Here is a 15,503-nt window from a genome sequence, read left to right on the forward strand (position 1 = left end):
ATTGAGATCGATTTGAATAATCGGGTGCGGCAAGAAAATGATAGAAGAAAAAGAGAAGAAGATCGTTTAAAATTTACATTATGGAAGAAAATGGACGGGGAAGGACCTGGACTATTTCAAACCGCCAGGAAGAAAACAGTTTTAGAACGCCGCTGGCACCTGAGCAAGAAATCATTGCCGAGCCAAAACCAATTTTTGAAGTAAGTGACGAACCTCATCATGAATCACTAGAGCCAGTTACTGTGCCACCAGATGGAAATGGCCACCAAGGCGAATTTTACGTCCAAATTAACGATACAGTCACCTATGCCTTTATCGATGATCCTGATGAGAGGAAAATGGTTCAAATTGTTCGAGGTAAGGGATCGGTGTCTGAGGGTATTATCAGCCACACAAGTCCAATTGCTCAAACTTTACTGGGTGCCTTTCTTAATGAACAGGTAACAGCTTATTTGCCAACTGGAGCTAAAGAACTGAAAATTTTTGATATCGTAAAGAGTTGAGATCTGTATAAAATCAGCAGTTCCAAATTTCATCTGAAAGTGTATGATGAGTCGGTTAACCAATAAAAAGAGGATGCCGCCGGCTACGATCAAACCGATGCACGTCACGATATAATTTAATAAAATTCAGAGTCATCAAGTATACAATCATCATCGTAAGTGACAATGGTGTATGAAAAACCATCGTTTAGCAATATCGTGCTCGCGTATACCGACTCAAGGCAGATACCGTTTGATTTTGGAATTATCCAATCTGAGGCATCAACCGTTTCAAAGTCTGGAGGGTATGGCTCCTCCTTCACATCTACCGCTAAATCTTGCTGATAAGACGAGAGAGGGGACCTTTCGATATAAAAGTCAAAGCTGGAGGAAACCACAAAACGTCTAAAAACACCATTTTCGTGGATTATAAAAGCGGTTGGTAAATTTTCTAAGTTGCTCAATCGCCTATATGTTGCCTCCAGTGAAGATTTGCACAGCTCGGACAAACGTGAAATGTTAAACCAATTGATATCTCCGTCAAAATGTTTGTAAATCAGCCTCTTAGGCATCAGTAACCCCGATGCAAAGCCGTTTGCCTCTTTTTCAATAGGGTCGTCATATTGACTGTAAATTTCTTTTGAACCGCATTCAAATGAAGTCTTTTTTTGCGGCATTATGTGCATGCAAACATGACCAAGTTCATGGGCAGCTGTGAAATTAAACCGTCCCAGATCGGAAATGTTGGCATTCACATAAACGATGGCACCCTTATTGTTACCTTTCGCTGTGCCGAGTATGCCTCCAGAGTCGAACTCTTTCTTTTCAAAAATGAGCCTGAAGCCATCACAATTAATTGATGCCGCTACCTGATCGGGAATAATTGGCAAAGCATCGAACCCCAGAGCTTCGAGCGTTTCTTCGGCTTCTTCTGCCCCTCTTTGCTCTTCAAGCATTTATTTTTCCGTAATTTTTTTTAGTCTTTCTGCCATTCCCCTCAGCATTTTTTGATCTTCCAGGGATAAGCTTTCAAGTACATCCCATTTCCGATAGAACTCGCGATTGCGTTCGCTGGACTCAGAAATGTTTTGAGGCTCTTCACCCGTGATCTCATATGGCTGAACTTTTAGCGCGGAGGCGATTTTATTAAGTACAACAATTGTGGGAACACGGCCATCATTTTTTTCGATCATACTGAGGGCCGCAGCCGTGATACCAGCCTCACTTGCCAGCTTAGATTGATTCCACCCCAGTTTTTCTCTTAAATCTTTGATATTTTGACTAATTATTTTTGCTTGGTCGATTTTGTTTGGCATAATTTCAACTCCCGTTAAAAAATATATTAACATCAGTTGACAAACCTTACCAGAGGAATTAATTTATCAACGGTCGTTAAGTGCAATATTAACCATGGTTGAAGAATTGTAAAGGAGAATTGTTATGGCTACCAACCCACCAAAAGGCGATGGACACAGAAAAGGGGCCGTTCGAGGCCGATCACAAACCAAGACCCCTTCAGGGCATTACGTGAAACGAGATGCCGAAACAGGGCAATTTATGGATGTTAAAACATCAGACAAGAAGCCCTTCAAAGGCGTAAGAAAGGAAAAATAGCGATGCCAAATGGTTTGACTCATGCGGTTGCCGGGGGACTGTCCTGTTTGGCAGTCGCCGCATTGGACAAAGATGAAAACGGAAACATCAATCACAATCCACTACCGGCAATTGGGATGGGTGCTGTAATTGGCAAATTGCCTGATATATTGGAACCTTCACTGAAGAACCCGCACCACCGGCAATTTTTTCATAGTTTGGCGATACTGGGTTTAGTTGGGTATGGAACGAAGAAGGTTTACGACTGGCAACCGCAAGATACGCTTGAATCTATAGTGAGATTTTTAACGCTGTGCGCCGGGGCCGCGTATATGAGCCACTTGCTACTGGATGCTGCAACAAGCCGATCAATACCATTATTAGGAAAAATATAACAACAAGGCAGAGCATTGGAATGGAAATCGATTTAAAAAAAGAAAATAGCCGAAACGTCTTTCTTATTATGGCGGCTTCTCTAGTGTTTTCTGCGTTTTTTCAATTTAGTTCAGCATCAGTGACAAGTTTGATTAAGCTGGCAGTTGTGGGAAGTGGAAGTGTCATGCTTTCTGCGGTTTTATTGATGATTACAAATATTTTACCACAGAGCGTTAAACACAAATTTGTATTTACTCGTTTAAAAAACGAATTGCCAGCGTGTCGAGTGGATCAGCTATGTAAAAAAGATTCCAGAATCGAATATGATTTAGTTAAAAACCGATGGCCCGAGGTATTCGCAGATGAAATTGATGGTGATACGCGTAATAGTCGCTGGTATCAGCAGATATACAAGCCTGCAAAAGACACAAGAGAAGTTTTGCAAGCGCACCGTACTTTTTTACTGTACAGAGACACCTTTTCAGGGCTGACACTGATTTTTTTAGCAACGATAGTCTGGGCTTTAATTGGTGATGCAACAATTACCGGCCAAATAAAGCCAGTGGTTTTTTTTATTCAAGGTCTTTTGATTATTTTGTCATTAATTGCAGCCCGCATTTCAGGAAACCGCTTTGTTGTAAACGCCGTTGCGGCGGCTGAGTAAATCTATTTGGAGGTATTTATGGTCGCAAAGATAACATTTTTTCCAGTTGACAATGGAGACATGACATTGCTCCGACTTGCAGATTCTAATGCCACAAGTTTGCTAATTGACTGCAAGATACGGTCCGCTGCAGATGATTCAGACGATGATACGCGTGATGTAGCAAAAGATCTCAGAGACAGGCTTAAAACGGACAAAAATGGCCGTCCTTACGTAGATGCCATGCTGTTGAGCCACCCTGATGAAGACCACTGTCTGGGCCTGGAAAAACATTTTTGGCTTGGGCCTCTATCAGACTACCCGGATGACAAAAAACCGGAAAATGAAAAACGCATCGTCATCCGCCAACTTTGGTCATCGCCAATGGTTTTTAGGCGAGCATCAAAAAACAACGCGCTATGTTGCGATGCAAAAGCTTTCAATAAAGAGGCGAAACGTAGGATAAAAGTCTATAAAGACAGTGGGTTTTCAGTTAAGGACGGGGATAAAATTCTGATCATGGGTGAAGATGAGGATGGAAAGACAGACGATTTAACACCGATTTTGATAAAGTCTGGCGAAGAATTTACAGGTATCAATGGGCAAGCGTCTGAATACCTGACATCGCTGCTGCTTGGCCCATTCAGTGAACAAGATGAAGAAACTGAAGAGAAACTATCAAAAAATGAATCAAGCGTTATTATCAATTTTAAGATTAAAAATACAGAATTCGGTTCAAACACAAGCAAGTTTTTAGCAGGCGGAGATGCTGGCGTTGAAATTTGGGAAAGAATCTCAGACGAATTCCAGCCGTCCGACACAGAGTATGATTTATTACTTGCTCCCCACCACTGCTCATGGCGTAGTTTGTCACATGATAGCTGGTCAGAAAAAGGTGAAGATGCTCTCGTGTCTCAAAAAGCGAGAAAAACGCTTGAGCAGGCTAAATATGGTGCATTTATTGTTTCAAGCAGCAAGCCTATTACTGATGATGACAGTGATCCTCCATGCATCCGGGCTAAACGTGAGTATCGTTCAATACTCGGTCATTCAGGCATATTCAAATGCACTGGTGAGGAGCCAACAAAAACCAACCCTGCTCCACTGGAAATCGAAACAACTGGAAGCGGATTTAAGCTCGCAGCAACCTTACCCGCTGCGGCTTATGTTACTTCAAATTCTCCACCCAGAGCTGGCGTATGGAAGTAACTTATTATGATTGGGGAGGCGCTGACAATTCAGACTTTGATCAGTTTGATAAAGCTGTTCAAGAAGTACACCAAGCTTGTCTGGATAATCCTTCGTGTGAAATAATCGAATTAAGAGCTGACGATAGACACCAGCGCCAATTGATCATCGTCGAAATTGGAGATGGCTCATTCGAAGCCGACAATCCTGCAGGGATTCACCGGGTGGAGCGTCTTGCTCTGTCTTTTTGCGCTACTGATAAATTTTGCTGGGATGTAAGAGCGTTACGTAAAGATTTTCCTATAACACTTCATCAAAATCACGTGCTTGAAGGGGAGCCTCGCTCCCTTTGCTTATATATTGAGCCCTGGGAATCTGTCGAGAGGTCATGGACACCGCAATTATTTATAAAGCGTATTTTTTGGTGGTTGAGAGCGACCGCTGATGGAACAATTCATGGAGATGACCAGCCTATCGAGCACTTGTTTTTCTCAAGTCCTTTTAATATCCTACTGCCTGAAAAACATTTCGAATCCGAAGATAGTGCTAACAAAAAACTGTCATTTGAACCTGTTAGCTATGAGGGGATCAGGACAAAAACACTAATCGGCAAATATTGTAATAATAGCAAAAATTTTGTGCCTCTTTACGTGTCAGTTTCCCTACTGTTAAATCCGGTGGAAAACAGCCCAATAGAAGAGTACCCCCATACATTAGGCCAACTTCAAGATAGTCTTGAAAAACGAGGAAGCGATATTCTCGGTTCCTTAAAATCCGCTATTCAAGACCTGGCCTCTGAAAATGGCATTGAATCGAAGAAAAGCAATGATGAGTTCGTCCTTTTATTATTAGGGATTCCGCGTTCAATAAATGGGAATATCGAAAAAATTGATACTCAGGGATTTATTGTTGATTCTGAAGTAGCATCACTGGGAGAAAAACTTTCTGTGCTATGTAGAGCACCGGGACAAAAAAAATGGTATAGAGACCCTCTTAGGCAGGATCGAAGTGACAAATGGAAGTCACTCCTATTATTCCCCGTAAATGTCAAATGCTACCCAACCAGTAAAGAAATTAGACGTTATTCCGGCTTGAATCCCGATGATGATGGCCCTAAAGGTATTATTGCTGGCGTAGGTGCGTTGGGCGGTTTGCTGGCAATAATCTGGGAAAGAGAATGCTGGGGAAAATGGTCATACGTCGATGACGATATAATCCAAGCCCATAATATTGTTCGACACATATCCACACACCATGGCCTTGGTCATCCAAAATCCGTAGTCGTCAATTCAACTGTTAGCAATATTCATCAAACCAACAAGGAACGTACATCCCATCATTTTGTCACAGACATTTTATCTGATGATGCAAAATTGGTTGATGCGATAAACGATTCTGATCTCTTAATTGATGCAACGACCACTTTGCACGTTCCAAGAGCGATTTCCCGAAAGGACCACTATCCCAGGACAGCAAGCATTTTTATTACTCCTTCCGGTATGGCTTCAGTCATGTTGCTTGAGGATGCAAATAGAACCGTCCGATGCAATTCTCTGGAAGCCCAATATTATAGGGCAATATTAAATTCGGAGTGGGGGGCTAAGCATTTGTCTGGCCATTTTGGACGGCAATGGGTTGGTGCTGGATGTAGAGAAATCACGCTCTCCATGTCAGATGAATTAGTCCATCTGCATTCAGCGATTTTGGCCCGTCAACTCAGGAAAAACATTTCTCAGCCAGAACCAAAAATATGCATATGGGATTATCAGGAAGATACTGGAGGGGCCATCCCCTATGACATACCGGTTTTTCAAACGAAATCCATACAGATAAATGGATGGGAAATTATTTGGGACGATGGATTTATTGAGAGTGCAAAAAAATATCGCGCCGATGCCTTACCCAATGAAACGGGAGGGATATTATTTGGAATTATTGACCAAAAAGACAAAACAATTACTTTAGTTAAAGCCTGTTTTGCTCCTGAAAACAGTGAATCTACGCCTTCAAGTTTTGGCCGGGGCGCTTATTCTTCAACCGATATTCTTGATGAGTGCCATGAACGTACAGCGGGGATAGTGACATACGTTGGCGAGTGGCATTCCCATCCGCCGAATTTCGGTGCATTACCTAGCCAGGATGATATTGGTCAACTTTACTTTTTAACCAGCTCTTTGCAAATAGAAGGTATGCCAGCATTAATGATGATCGTTGCTAAGTCATCAGTTGGCTTTTATCTCAACAAACAAGGGGAAATCCTATCGCTAAACAAGTAAATTGGCTCAAGGGCAAGGTGCCCTTGAAACCAGTTCATTTTGAATGTTTTCGATGGATGCCAGAGCGTTTCTGCGCTGATGGCTTTCAGGTTCACTTCTGGCAAGTTCATTAAATGCATATCTGAGTAATGCACGCAGCTCGTTTTCATTCTTCGCTGCCAATTCAAATCGGGTAACCAATAACATTTTTACCTCCTGATCTTGGAGGCCGCGCCTATTCGCGACCTTTCATGAGGCCGCGTCAGCGCGAGGAGGGCATTCCTGCACCTTTGGTCGTAATTGGTATGGAGAAGCGTATATCACGCTTGCCAGGCTTGTCTGTCCGCCCCGCGCTATTGATCGGTTTTATAAAAGGGCAAGAAGCAAGGCCTTTTAACGCCAGTGAGTAACAATGATGGTGGTCTGCTATTTTTGTTTGAGCAGCTTGTGAAGACAGGCTGTAGGTTATATGCGTTTAACGCGCCAATCTGAATGAGCTAATTAAAAAAGCGAGGAGGGGGAGGTCAATTGATAACGTCGATTCTGGTAAATAGGCATTCTACCATTGCGTGTTTCTTATAACTCCAATACACTTGGACAAAATTGATGTATGTTTTCGGCCAAAGCGGATGCTTGAAAATATAAAAGTTGTATCAAACACAAGGAAAGGGTTCAATTAAATGAGTATGTTCCCTGAATGGCGGGGAGATATCATAATCCCTGCCTTACCTGAGAGGCGATTTAAAGTTGGTAACAATATGGTTGCGCAGCAGCCATTTTTAGCAACAAAACAGGCTGTGGAGATTTTCGATTCACAACTGGCCGGGCATTACCTTGTCCGTACCAAATTGGCAGGTCCCTTCAATGAAATTCTACTTCGTAAAAAAAGGGCAAGACAGATAGAAACTACTTTGGGTGTATTAAATGCTCCTAGCATCGAAAAACTTGATGACATATCAGACACAACAGACTTTTCATGGGATAGCCTCGGTGATCTTGAAAACCATGCGGTAACTCCGGAAAACGTCCTTGATTCTTGGCATAATAAATTTTTGTTTACACTAGAGGATGAAGAGCGTGGTATTCCCGGTCTACGTACCCCGCAGATAGGTGCTTTGCACGCTATATCCGCACACTTTTCAGTTGGAGAGAAGTTTGACCCTGCAACAGTCGTATTGCCTACAGGAACCGGAAAAACAGAAACAATGTTGGCTATGCAGGTTTATCATCAATTGCCAAAAACTTTAGTAATCGTTCCAACAGATGCCCTTAGAGTTCAAATTGTAAGAAAATTTATGTCTTTAGGTATATTGCCTGATGCAGGCGTTGTCCCCGTAGAAATTGCACGCCCATTTGTGGCACGACTTTCGACAGGGCTCCAAACTGTGGAAGATGCTCAGGAGCTTTTAAAACGTACCAATGTTATTGTAACACTGCCGAATACTTTACAAGTATCTAACGATGAAGCTGTAGCGTATCTGCTGGAAAATTGTTCTGATTTGATAGTTGATGAGGCGCATCATGTTACTGCACCCAAATGGGCTGCCATCCGGGACCAATTTAAAGATAAACGTATTACACAATTTACTGCGACACCGTTTAGGCGAGATAACAAACGGGTTGATGGTAAGATTATCTTCAATTTTAAACTCGGTGATGCTCAGGCATCTGGATATTATCGCCCCATAAATCTTAAAACGGTTGAAGAGTTTGGAGATGAGGACGAACGAGATCGCAAAATAGCGATTGAAGCCATCTCATCCTTACGTAGAGATAGAGATGAGTTAGGATTAGACCACCTTCTAATGGCCCGGACCAAAACTACAGAACGCGCTGAAAAAGTTGTTGCTATCTACAGAGAGCTTGCACCGGACCTAAAGCCACAGGTTGTTTATTCAGGTTCGGGACGAACTCAAGAAAACCGGGATGCGCTAAACTTATTATTAGATCGTGGAGAGGACGGTGCTCGCATTATTGTCTGCGTTGATATGCTGGGCGAAGGTTTTGATCTTCCCAATCTGAAAGTAGCAGCCCTGCATGATACGCATAAATCTCTGGCTGTAACTTTACAGTTTATTGGCCGTTTTACACGTAAAGGTGCCGTAGGCGAGATTGGTGAAGCTAGCGTCATTGCGAATATTGCAGATCCAGAAACAGAACGAAAACTATCAAACTTATATGCTGAAGGTGCTGATTGGGATGTTATAATTAAAAGACTAAGCGAAGAGCGCATTGAAGATGAGCTGAGACTACAAGATGTTGTTTTAGGCTTAAAAGAAAACGGAGACCTACATTCGCAGCTATCGCTATGGAATTTGCGCCCCTCTCTTTCAACTCAAATTTATAAAACAACATGTGAAGATTGGTCGCCCGAAAACTATAAAAATGTCCTGCCAAAAGATGCGGAAAGCTGGTACTCAATAAGCGAAGAAGACAGTGTTTTGGTAGCTGTTGTTTATCGTTCTGAAACGGTTGGTTGGGGAAATTATCAAAACTTATTCAATACATTTTATGATTTGATACTGGTTCATTGGAAAAAAGAAGAAGGCGCTCTTTTTATATATTCGAGTGACTATAAAGGGCTGCGAACTGGAAAAATGGTACAAGAGATATCAGGTGAAAAAGCTGAACTAGTAAGTGGGCCAGCCATTTTCAACATATTAAATAATGTTGAATTGCCTTTGGTCAAAAATCTAGGGTCGTCCAGAATAGGTGCTATTAGCTTCACCTCTTACTTTGGCCCAAATGTTACCGATGGATTGGCCAGTATTGAAAAAGCAGAGTCAGCTCTGAATAATATTGCATGTTTGGGATATGAGGAAGGGGAACGCGTTTTATGGGGCGGGACGCAAAGAAAAGGTAAGGTCTGGCAGCAAACGAGTGGCACAATATCAGAATGGCTCAACTGGTGTTCTAGGACGTGGCTAAAAGTTGCCAATGAAGATGAAATAAATGCAAATATAACACGTGACTTCCTGCGCCCGGAAAAACTTACCAGACCTCATAACTCGTGGCCCATTGCAGTCCAATGGGGAGAGCAAGCGCAAATAGGATTTAACGATAAGCAATTTATCAAGTTTGGAGAAGTTGAAGTTCCTTTATTTCTGGTCGATTTGGAAATTTCAGATGTTGCTGACGATAATTCTTTTACAATAAAAATCTTTAGTGACGAATACTCATCGGAATATAAATTTGAGATTTCAAGCGATTTTTCAGGAGGGTATAGGTATACGAAAATCTTGGGACCGGATGTATTTTTCAAAAAATCCAATTCAGTTCCAATTACTTTGGAAGAACACCTTGTTAGCGACCCTTTTATTATCAGATATTCTGACGGCACACATTCTTATAATTGCTACCATATACCAGTGCGCTTGGATGCGGGCATGTTTCCAAAAGATCAGTTGGAGATTTGGGACTGGGATGGTATTCCGCTCAATCAAGAATCTATGCACAAGACAGGTGATGCCGACACGATTCAATACAGAGCATTTGAACAAATCCAGGATGAATACGATCTTGTTTTTAATGATGATGGGTGCGGGGAAGCTGCTGATTTAGTAGCAATTAAAGATATGGATGATGAAACGATCCGGTTGTGTTTAGTGCATTGTAAAGGAGCAAGTGGAGCAAGAATTTCAAACGACATTGGGAATTTCTACACCGTTTGTGGACAGGCTCAGAAATGCATCACCGTAAAGCATGGTGGTATGCAGACGCTATATTATGACTTAAAGCGAAGACACGAGACTTGGATGCGAGAGGGAGTATCTCGTTTCTTAAAGGGTGATATGAAATTGCTATCCTTCTTCAAGGAAAAGGCTCGTAAGTCAAAACTTGAATTTGAGGTGTTAATCGTTCAACCCGGTGGTTCAGCAGCATCCATCAGCGATGATATTTTGAAGTTGCTTGGCACGACTGAATTATTCCTTGTTAAAACCACGCAAGCCAAGTTTAGAGTTATCGTTTCAGACTAAAAAACTTCTATTATAAAGATATCTGAAAATAGTCGTAATGTCCGTTTTCCTGCCGCCAGCATTCTCTCTTTTCCGCCCTAAAATCCATTTAACCGTCCGTAACTATATATATAAATTGATGAATAACAGGGGATCCTGTCAACCATCTTTATTTCAAGGAGGCGCTTATTGGATTTATTCAAACCGGCAATCACCATCGCCCTCATCGTTTTAGCAGTCATCGGTATCGCTTACATCGTTTCCGTCCTACCCCAACCCATCATATGGGCCGTCGTGATCCTGCTGATAGGCTCATTCATCTACTTCGGGAAACGTAGCTACTGAATCCAAATCGAACAGAAAGGAGTTTCGTATATGCTGAATCAACTCATTTTGACCGGCAATCTCGGTAACGACCCAGAAATCTTCTTCGGATCTGAAGGCGATCCAGTCACATCATTTTCTCTGGCATTCAGATCAGGCCGTGAAAAAACTGGCTGGCTAAAATGCGTATGCTTCAACAAGAACGCCGAGATCGTTGAAAAGTATCTCCATTCCGGCGCCCGAATCGCCGTTGTCGGCTATCTGCAGCAATCCAAATGGAAAACCAATGAAGGAGAGAACCGCAGCAGCTTCGAAATGATCGTCAGCAGTATTGAATTTATCAAGACCGATGGCCGTGGTTTTGAAGACAGAAACGATAAACCGCCTTTTTAATCAATGAAGGAGTGCAATGACCCAACGCACAATCGACCTGCTGGTAAGGATCGCCATCGAAATCGTGGACTGGATCAACATTTTACTGAAAGAGAAGAGGAGGCCTGACAACCATGACCGCAACGGAACTTCAAAAACGAAATGAAAAATCTGACCATCTGAGGGTGCTTCAGACTGACAGCGGACAATTCTTCGTGGAATCCGGAGAAGGCAAAATCCTGTACAGCGTGACCATCAATGATGCTGGCGATAGTTGCACATGCGGTGACTTCGCCAAGAACATCAAGCGTGACCCGGACTTTAAGTGCAAACACATCCTGGCGGTATTCAATGCGGTGCCCAAGCGTGAAGTCGAGGGTGCCGTATTTCTGGAAAAGCATGTGCCTCGGCTGGATGAACGCTGGATTACCAAGATTGAGGGCAAAGAGTTCGTCAAGTATCCTGGACTTTTGGATTTGGCCCATCAACATGGGCTCTCAAGCATTGAGGTCGATATCGTCCAGATGCCGACCAATGACAATGGCAACTTTGCTGTCTGCCGGGCAACTGTCATGTCGAAGATTGGGGAAACCTTCACGGACATCGGTGACGCTAACCCCAACAATTGCAGCTCCAAGGTTTCAAGGCATCTTTTAAGGATGGCCAGTACCCGATCCATTGCCCGTGCTCTTCGATCCTATACTAACGTGGGGATGACCGCCCTGGAAGAGCTCGCCGATTTCAATGACGCCATACCCGAAGGAGGAAAGAATGAATATCCTACGCAACCTAAAGCCGCCAAGAAACCCGCTGCGAAAACACCGAAGAAAACCAGTCCTGCCGCTGCTAAGCCGAAAGCGAAACCGGCGCCAGTGGCACCTGCCGTGGAAAACCAAACCCAGGAAAAACCTGCTGGCCAGACTGCTGGAAAGGATAATGCCGGTCCTCGGATGAGCGAAGCGCAAAAGCGGGCCATTTACAACCTGTCCAGACGTCGCGGCATATCTGTCGAACAATTGGAGCAGATGGTCGCCGATGCCTATGCTTGTGACCTTGAGACCCTAACATCAAGCGATGCCTCGGCGTTCATCCGGCAACTTCAGCAGGCAGCCTAACCTATAAAATCCCAGACGTTAACTTAAACCAATCTGAAGGCGATAGGCGGATCCTAACTCGACTGAACGGGATGCCTATCGCCTTCTTATTTTCAACTATCCGCTGTTTACAGCGCTTTTAGGATGCCTATGAGGAGGAATCTATATGGTTTTAAGTGAGCTTAGGCAGAATGACCATCTGAGTGCATCGGCGATCTTAGGATACGTCGATTGCAGTCTTGCCTATAAATTCGGGAGAATCGACAAATTGCCTATGGAATTCAAATCGGATGCCCTGGAATTCGGCACCTGCATCCATCGTGTGCTTGAAGAGTTTTACAGCGCTCGAATGATCGGTGAGAAGATGCTGTTAAAGGATGTCCACCAGCTATTCGAAACCACCTGGACCGGCATCGCAGCCGACCGGGACGATATCCGTTATGCTGAGGGCAATGATTTCAAATCTTTGTTGATGTACGGAAAAGATCTGTTGACCGCCTGGTATAACAAACTTCCCGATGATCAATTCACCATCTTGGCCATCGAGGAGGCCTTCACGTTCACCCTGCCTGGTGTCTCCATTCCCATCATCGGCGCTATGGATTTGGTGGAAGAGGACAGTGCCGGCACCATTATCATTACCGATTTCAAGACATCCGGTCGGGCCTACAGCAAAGATGAAGTCGATCAGAACCAGCAGCTGACCATGTATCAGATTGCCGCCAAGCGAAATGGATATGCTGACAGGGAAATCCTGCTTCGTTTCGACACCTTAATCAAGACCAAGACCCCGAAGTTTGAACAATACTGGACGGTCCGCAGCGAACTGGACGAAAGACGCCTGATAAAAAAGGCTGTTCAGGTCTGGGACGGCATCACCAAGGGTGTGTTCGTGGCCAACGATTTGTCATGGCGGTGCAAGGGATGCGCCTATAAAAAGGCGTGTGACGACTATCTGGAGGCAGAAGGAGAAGAGTATGACCAAGCGAGCAATCAATGATGTGCAATCGTTCCTGACATTCATGGAAACGGACGGGAACCGGGTATATCAAATCGTAAACGTGGAGCTGTTGCTGCGAAGACATCCACCTGAAGCTGTGATTTCATTTCTCCAAGAGCTGCACAAGGATTATGGGAAGACATTGTCCAAGCTCATTCAGGAGGACAAGACCAATTCGATGATCAATGAACTGGTGGCAAAACGGTTTCGATTGAAAATGGCCATCAATACCATCCGCAACTACGAAAAAGACATGGAGGCAGCATGAGCGAAGAATTGAATCCGAAACAACGTGAAGCAGCCGAGTTTAAAGCTGGCATTGCTGCGGTAATAGCTGTGCCGGGATCGGGAAAGACGCGCACGATGATGGAGCGGATCGGCATCCTCGTAACTGAATATGGCATCCCGCCGGAGCATATCCTCGGGTTGACGTTTACCAGAAATGCAGCGGACGAAATGAGATCCCGTCTGGTTCCGGTATTGGGCGATCTATCCTCACGGGTCCGGTTGTCCACTATCCATTCCTTCTGCCTGCATCTTCTCAAGGTTGAGGGCCGTGTATTTGAAATCCTGTCCGGTAAGGAGCAGTTAGTATTCATTAAAAACGTTATGAAACGTTTACGGATAAAGGATCTGACTGTGGGCACCGTACTGCGTGAGATATCCCTGGCCAAGAACAACATCATCGATCCCGAAGAGTTCAAGGCGCTGTTCGAAGGCGATAAAACCATGACCCAGATTGCCGACATCTATCAGGCCTATGATGAAGCCAAAGACAATAAAATGCTGCTCGACTTCGATGATCTGCTACTGGAGACATATTACCTGCTGCGTGAAAACCAGAATGTGCGGGAAAAATACCAGGGCAGTTTCCAGTCCATACTCGTGGACGAATTCCAGGACACCAATCCGGTCCAGTTCGAATTGTTGCGCCTGCTTATCCGTGAAGATGGTAATCCAGACCCGTCGAGTTTCTGGGTAGCCGGTGACGATCATCAAGCCATTTACAGTTTCACCGGCGCATCCGTGGGCAACATTATCAACTTTCAATCCATGTTTCCCGGTTCCCGCCAGTTCATCCTCGATTTAAATTACCGCAGCACGCCCCAGATCCTGCATGCCTGCCAGAACCTGATCCGGCACAACGTCAAACAGATCCACAAAGACCTGAAGACCGACAATCCTGACGGTGAAAATGTAATCGTGTTGGAAGCGTCCAATGAGGAAACCGAAGCGCTGGGTCTGGTCAATGAGATTGTCGACCTGATCGAAAGAAAGGGATTCGAATACAGCGACATTGCGGTTCTGTACAGGGCTAACTTCCAGAGTCGGTACATAGAGGAAGCCTTTCTGCAAAACAAAATCCCGTATCACATTCAAAATGGCCAGACATTCTATGACCGCTGGGAGGTGCGATGTTTGCTCGATTATCTACGTGTGATCCGTTATCCCGATACCGATGAGGGCGATGAAGCGCTTTTGAATATCCTGAATGTGCCAGTCCGATACGTCAGCAATGCCATAAAAGACCAGCTGAAGGAGTATAGCAGGCACCGTGGCTTCCGTCTTTATCGTGGTCTGCAATCCATGATCATCATGGTGCCTTACGTCAGGAAACTCATAAAAGAACTACTGGCGTTCATGGACCCGTTGATTGAAAGCGCCGAATACCTGGAGCCGGTGCAGGTCATCCAATCGATCCGCACCACTTTTGATTATGACCGCTTTATCGTCGATGAGGACATTCCCAGTCCCGATGACGTCAAAATATCAAATATCAATCAATTGCAGTTGGCGGCCGCCCGGTATTCAACCATTAGTGCTTTCCTCGAATACACCGACAGCTTTAAGGATGAGACCGTCGGTGATGACAAAGAGGGCGTGAGCCTGATGACCGTGCATAAAGCCAAAGGTCTGGAGTTCCCCATTGTATTCGTCATCGGTCTGGTCGAAGGCCTGATGCCCAGCAAGAAGGGCAACATGGAAGAGGAGCGCCGGATCTGCTTCGTGGCCATATCCCGGGCCATGCATCTTCTGTTCCTGTCCTATCCACTCAATTACATTGGCCAGCCCGCCAAGAAATCCATATTCCTGGACGAAATCCTCGGCAACCGCCAACCAGCCATCCAGAAATCCGCCGCTTAACTGTCGCACAATTCCTTCTCCATTAGTTCTCTGACCAATCAAAATCAGGAACAAACAGTCAACAACAAAACCACTT

At 44.3% G+C, this 15,503-nt stretch carries 17 protein-coding genes; 14 read left to right on the plus strand and 3 right to left on the minus strand.

Features of this window, described 5'->3' with window-relative positions; all coding sequences use genetic code 11:
* Positions 1 to 80 precede the first annotated feature (80 nt).
* Positions 81 to 503: a GreA/GreB family elongation factor gene (locus ACHZBS_RS22575; RefSeq protein ID WP_319408750.1), complete on the plus strand. Its 423-nt coding sequence runs from the start codon at positions 81 to 83 to the stop codon at positions 501 to 503.
* Positions 504 to 619: 116 nt separating this feature from the next.
* Here the strand turns inward: ACHZBS_RS22575 and ACHZBS_RS22580 are convergent, their stop codons facing one another.
* Positions 620 to 1,438, minus strand: coding sequence for an ImmA/IrrE family metallo-endopeptidase (locus ACHZBS_RS22580; RefSeq protein ID WP_319408751.1), 819 nt, complete (start codon positions 1,436 to 1,438; stop codon positions 620 to 622).
* Entirely contained in the window at positions 1,439 to 1,798 is a 360-nt protein-coding gene (locus ACHZBS_RS22585; RefSeq protein WP_319408752.1) for a helix-turn-helix transcriptional regulator, read from the minus strand.
* Between the two features lie 124 nt (positions 1,799 to 1,922).
* On the opposite strand from ACHZBS_RS22585, the gene ACHZBS_RS22590 reads away from it, so the two are divergent.
* From ACHZBS_RS22590 to ACHZBS_RS22610, 5 genes are read left to right on the plus strand one after another with little or no spacing between them, the layout of a single operon-like run.
* Complete coding sequence (locus tag ACHZBS_RS22590; RefSeq protein WP_319408753.1) at positions 1,923 to 2,096, plus strand: hypothetical protein; 174 nt, start codon at positions 1,923 to 1,925, stop codon at positions 2,094 to 2,096.
* Positions 2,097 to 2,098: 2 nt separating this feature from the next.
* A complete protein-coding gene (locus tag ACHZBS_RS22595) occupies positions 2,099 to 2,470 on the plus strand; it encodes a metal-dependent hydrolase (protein WP_319408754.1) in 372 nt (123 codons plus the stop codon).
* Between the two features lie 20 nt (positions 2,471 to 2,490).
* Positions 2,491 to 3,114 carry a hypothetical protein gene (locus tag ACHZBS_RS22600; RefSeq protein ID WP_319408755.1) on the plus strand — a complete coding sequence of 208 codons (624 nt, stop codon included), beginning with the start codon at positions 2,491 to 2,493 and terminating at the stop codon, positions 3,112 to 3,114.
* 18 nt (positions 3,115 to 3,132) lie between these two features.
* Positions 3,133 to 4,302, plus strand: a complete 1,170-nt coding sequence (locus ACHZBS_RS22605; protein ID WP_319408756.1) for a hypothetical protein — start codon at positions 3,133 to 3,135, stop codon at positions 4,300 to 4,302.
* A complete protein-coding gene (locus tag ACHZBS_RS22610) occupies positions 4,293 to 6,557 on the plus strand; it encodes a Mov34/MPN/PAD-1 family protein (RefSeq protein WP_319408757.1) in 2,265 nt (754 codons plus the stop codon). The genes ACHZBS_RS22605 and ACHZBS_RS22610 overlap by 10 nt, the downstream gene beginning before the upstream one ends.
* 6 nt (positions 6,558 to 6,563) lie before the next feature.
* On the opposite strand, the gene ACHZBS_RS22615 is transcribed toward ACHZBS_RS22610, so the two are convergent.
* Positions 6,564 to 6,743, minus strand: coding sequence for a hypothetical protein (locus tag ACHZBS_RS22615; RefSeq protein ID WP_319408758.1), 180 nt, complete (start codon positions 6,741 to 6,743; stop codon positions 6,564 to 6,566).
* A 473-nt stretch (positions 6,744 to 7,216) separates the two neighbouring features.
* On the opposite strand from ACHZBS_RS22615, the gene ACHZBS_RS22620 reads away from it, so the two are divergent.
* The 8 genes from ACHZBS_RS22620 (at position 7,217) to ACHZBS_RS22655 (ending at position 15,427) form a co-directional block, all read left to right on the plus strand.
* Positions 7,217 to 10,513 (plus strand): DEAD/DEAH box helicase family protein, encoded by a 3,297-nt coding sequence (locus tag ACHZBS_RS22620; protein WP_319408759.1) that lies wholly within the window; start codon positions 7,217 to 7,219, stop codon positions 10,511 to 10,513.
* A gap of 168 nt (positions 10,514 to 10,681) precedes the next feature.
* A complete protein-coding gene (locus ACHZBS_RS22625) occupies positions 10,682 to 10,837 on the plus strand; it encodes a hypothetical protein (protein WP_319408760.1) in 156 nt (51 codons plus the stop codon).
* A 30-nt stretch (positions 10,838 to 10,867) separates the two neighbouring features.
* On the plus strand, positions 10,868 to 11,209 hold the full coding sequence (locus tag ACHZBS_RS22630) for a single-stranded DNA-binding protein (protein WP_319408761.1): 342 nt from the start codon (positions 10,868 to 10,870) through the stop codon (positions 11,207 to 11,209).
* Positions 11,210 to 11,225: 16 nt separating this feature from the next.
* A complete protein-coding gene (locus ACHZBS_RS22635; RefSeq protein WP_319408762.1) occupies positions 11,226 to 11,354 on the plus strand; it encodes a hypothetical protein in 129 nt (42 codons plus the stop codon).
* Positions 11,323 to 12,303: an SWIM zinc finger family protein gene (locus tag ACHZBS_RS22640; protein WP_319408763.1), complete on the plus strand. Its 981-nt coding sequence runs from the start codon at positions 11,323 to 11,325 to the stop codon at positions 12,301 to 12,303. Before ACHZBS_RS22635 ends, ACHZBS_RS22640 begins: the two co-directional genes overlap by 32 nt.
* Positions 12,304 to 12,448: 145 nt before the next feature.
* Entirely contained in the window at positions 12,449 to 13,282 is an 834-nt protein-coding gene (locus ACHZBS_RS22645; RefSeq protein WP_319408764.1) for a PD-(D/E)XK nuclease family protein, read from the plus strand.
* Positions 13,260 to 13,550, plus strand: coding sequence for a hypothetical protein (locus ACHZBS_RS22650; RefSeq protein ID WP_319408765.1), 291 nt, complete (start codon positions 13,260 to 13,262; stop codon positions 13,548 to 13,550). The genes ACHZBS_RS22645 and ACHZBS_RS22650 overlap by 23 nt, the downstream gene beginning before the upstream one ends.
* Complete coding sequence (locus ACHZBS_RS22655) at positions 13,547 to 15,427, plus strand: ATP-dependent helicase (protein WP_319408766.1); 1,881 nt, start codon at positions 13,547 to 13,549, stop codon at positions 15,425 to 15,427. Before ACHZBS_RS22650 ends, ACHZBS_RS22655 begins: the two co-directional genes overlap by 4 nt.
* The last annotated feature ends 76 nt before the right edge of the window (positions 15,428 to 15,503 follow it).

The organism is uncultured Desulfosarcina sp., from assembly GCF_963664155.2.
GTDB lineage: Bacteria > Desulfobacterota > Desulfobacteria > Desulfobacterales > Desulfosarcinaceae > Desulfosarcina.

What these genes read in the sequence shown, in the direction of transcription:
- ACHZBS_RS22575 (WP_319408750.1), top strand. Translation starts at nt 81, where the DNA reads ATGGAAGAAAATGGACGGGGAAGGACCTGGACTATTTCAAACCGCCAG.
- ACHZBS_RS22580 (WP_319408751.1), bottom strand. Translation starts at nt 1,438, where the DNA reads ATGCTTGAAGAGCAAAGAGGGGCAGAAGAAGCCGAAGAAACGCTCGAA.
- ACHZBS_RS22585 (WP_319408752.1), bottom strand. Translation starts at nt 1,798, where the DNA reads ATGCCAAACAAAATCGACCAAGCAAAAATAATTAGTCAAAATATCAAA.
- ACHZBS_RS22590 (WP_319408753.1), top strand. Translation starts at nt 1,923, where the DNA reads ATGGCTACCAACCCACCAAAAGGCGATGGACACAGAAAAGGGGCCGTT.
- ACHZBS_RS22595 (WP_319408754.1), top strand. Translation starts at nt 2,099, where the DNA reads ATGCCAAATGGTTTGACTCATGCGGTTGCCGGGGGACTGTCCTGTTTG.
- ACHZBS_RS22600 (WP_319408755.1), top strand. Translation starts at nt 2,491, where the DNA reads ATGGAAATCGATTTAAAAAAAGAAAATAGCCGAAACGTCTTTCTTATT.
- ACHZBS_RS22605 (WP_319408756.1), top strand. Translation starts at nt 3,133, where the DNA reads ATGGTCGCAAAGATAACATTTTTTCCAGTTGACAATGGAGACATGACA.
- ACHZBS_RS22610 (WP_319408757.1), top strand. Translation starts at nt 4,293, where the DNA reads ATGGAAGTAACTTATTATGATTGGGGAGGCGCTGACAATTCAGACTTT.
- ACHZBS_RS22615 (WP_319408758.1), bottom strand. Translation starts at nt 6,743, where the DNA reads ATGTTATTGGTTACCCGATTTGAATTGGCAGCGAAGAATGAAAACGAG.
- ACHZBS_RS22620 (WP_319408759.1), top strand. Translation starts at nt 7,217, where the DNA reads ATGAGTATGTTCCCTGAATGGCGGGGAGATATCATAATCCCTGCCTTA.
- ACHZBS_RS22630 (WP_319408761.1), top strand. Translation starts at nt 10,868, where the DNA reads ATGCTGAATCAACTCATTTTGACCGGCAATCTCGGTAACGACCCAGAA.
- ACHZBS_RS22635 (WP_319408762.1), top strand. Translation starts at nt 11,226, where the DNA reads ATGACCCAACGCACAATCGACCTGCTGGTAAGGATCGCCATCGAAATC.
- ACHZBS_RS22640 (WP_319408763.1), top strand. Translation starts at nt 11,323, where the DNA reads ATGACCGCAACGGAACTTCAAAAACGAAATGAAAAATCTGACCATCTG.
- ACHZBS_RS22645 (WP_319408764.1), top strand. Translation starts at nt 12,449, where the DNA reads ATGGTTTTAAGTGAGCTTAGGCAGAATGACCATCTGAGTGCATCGGCG.
- ACHZBS_RS22650 (WP_319408765.1), top strand. Translation starts at nt 13,260, where the DNA reads ATGACCAAGCGAGCAATCAATGATGTGCAATCGTTCCTGACATTCATG.
- ACHZBS_RS22655 (WP_319408766.1), top strand. Translation starts at nt 13,547, where the DNA reads ATGAGCGAAGAATTGAATCCGAAACAACGTGAAGCAGCCGAGTTTAAA.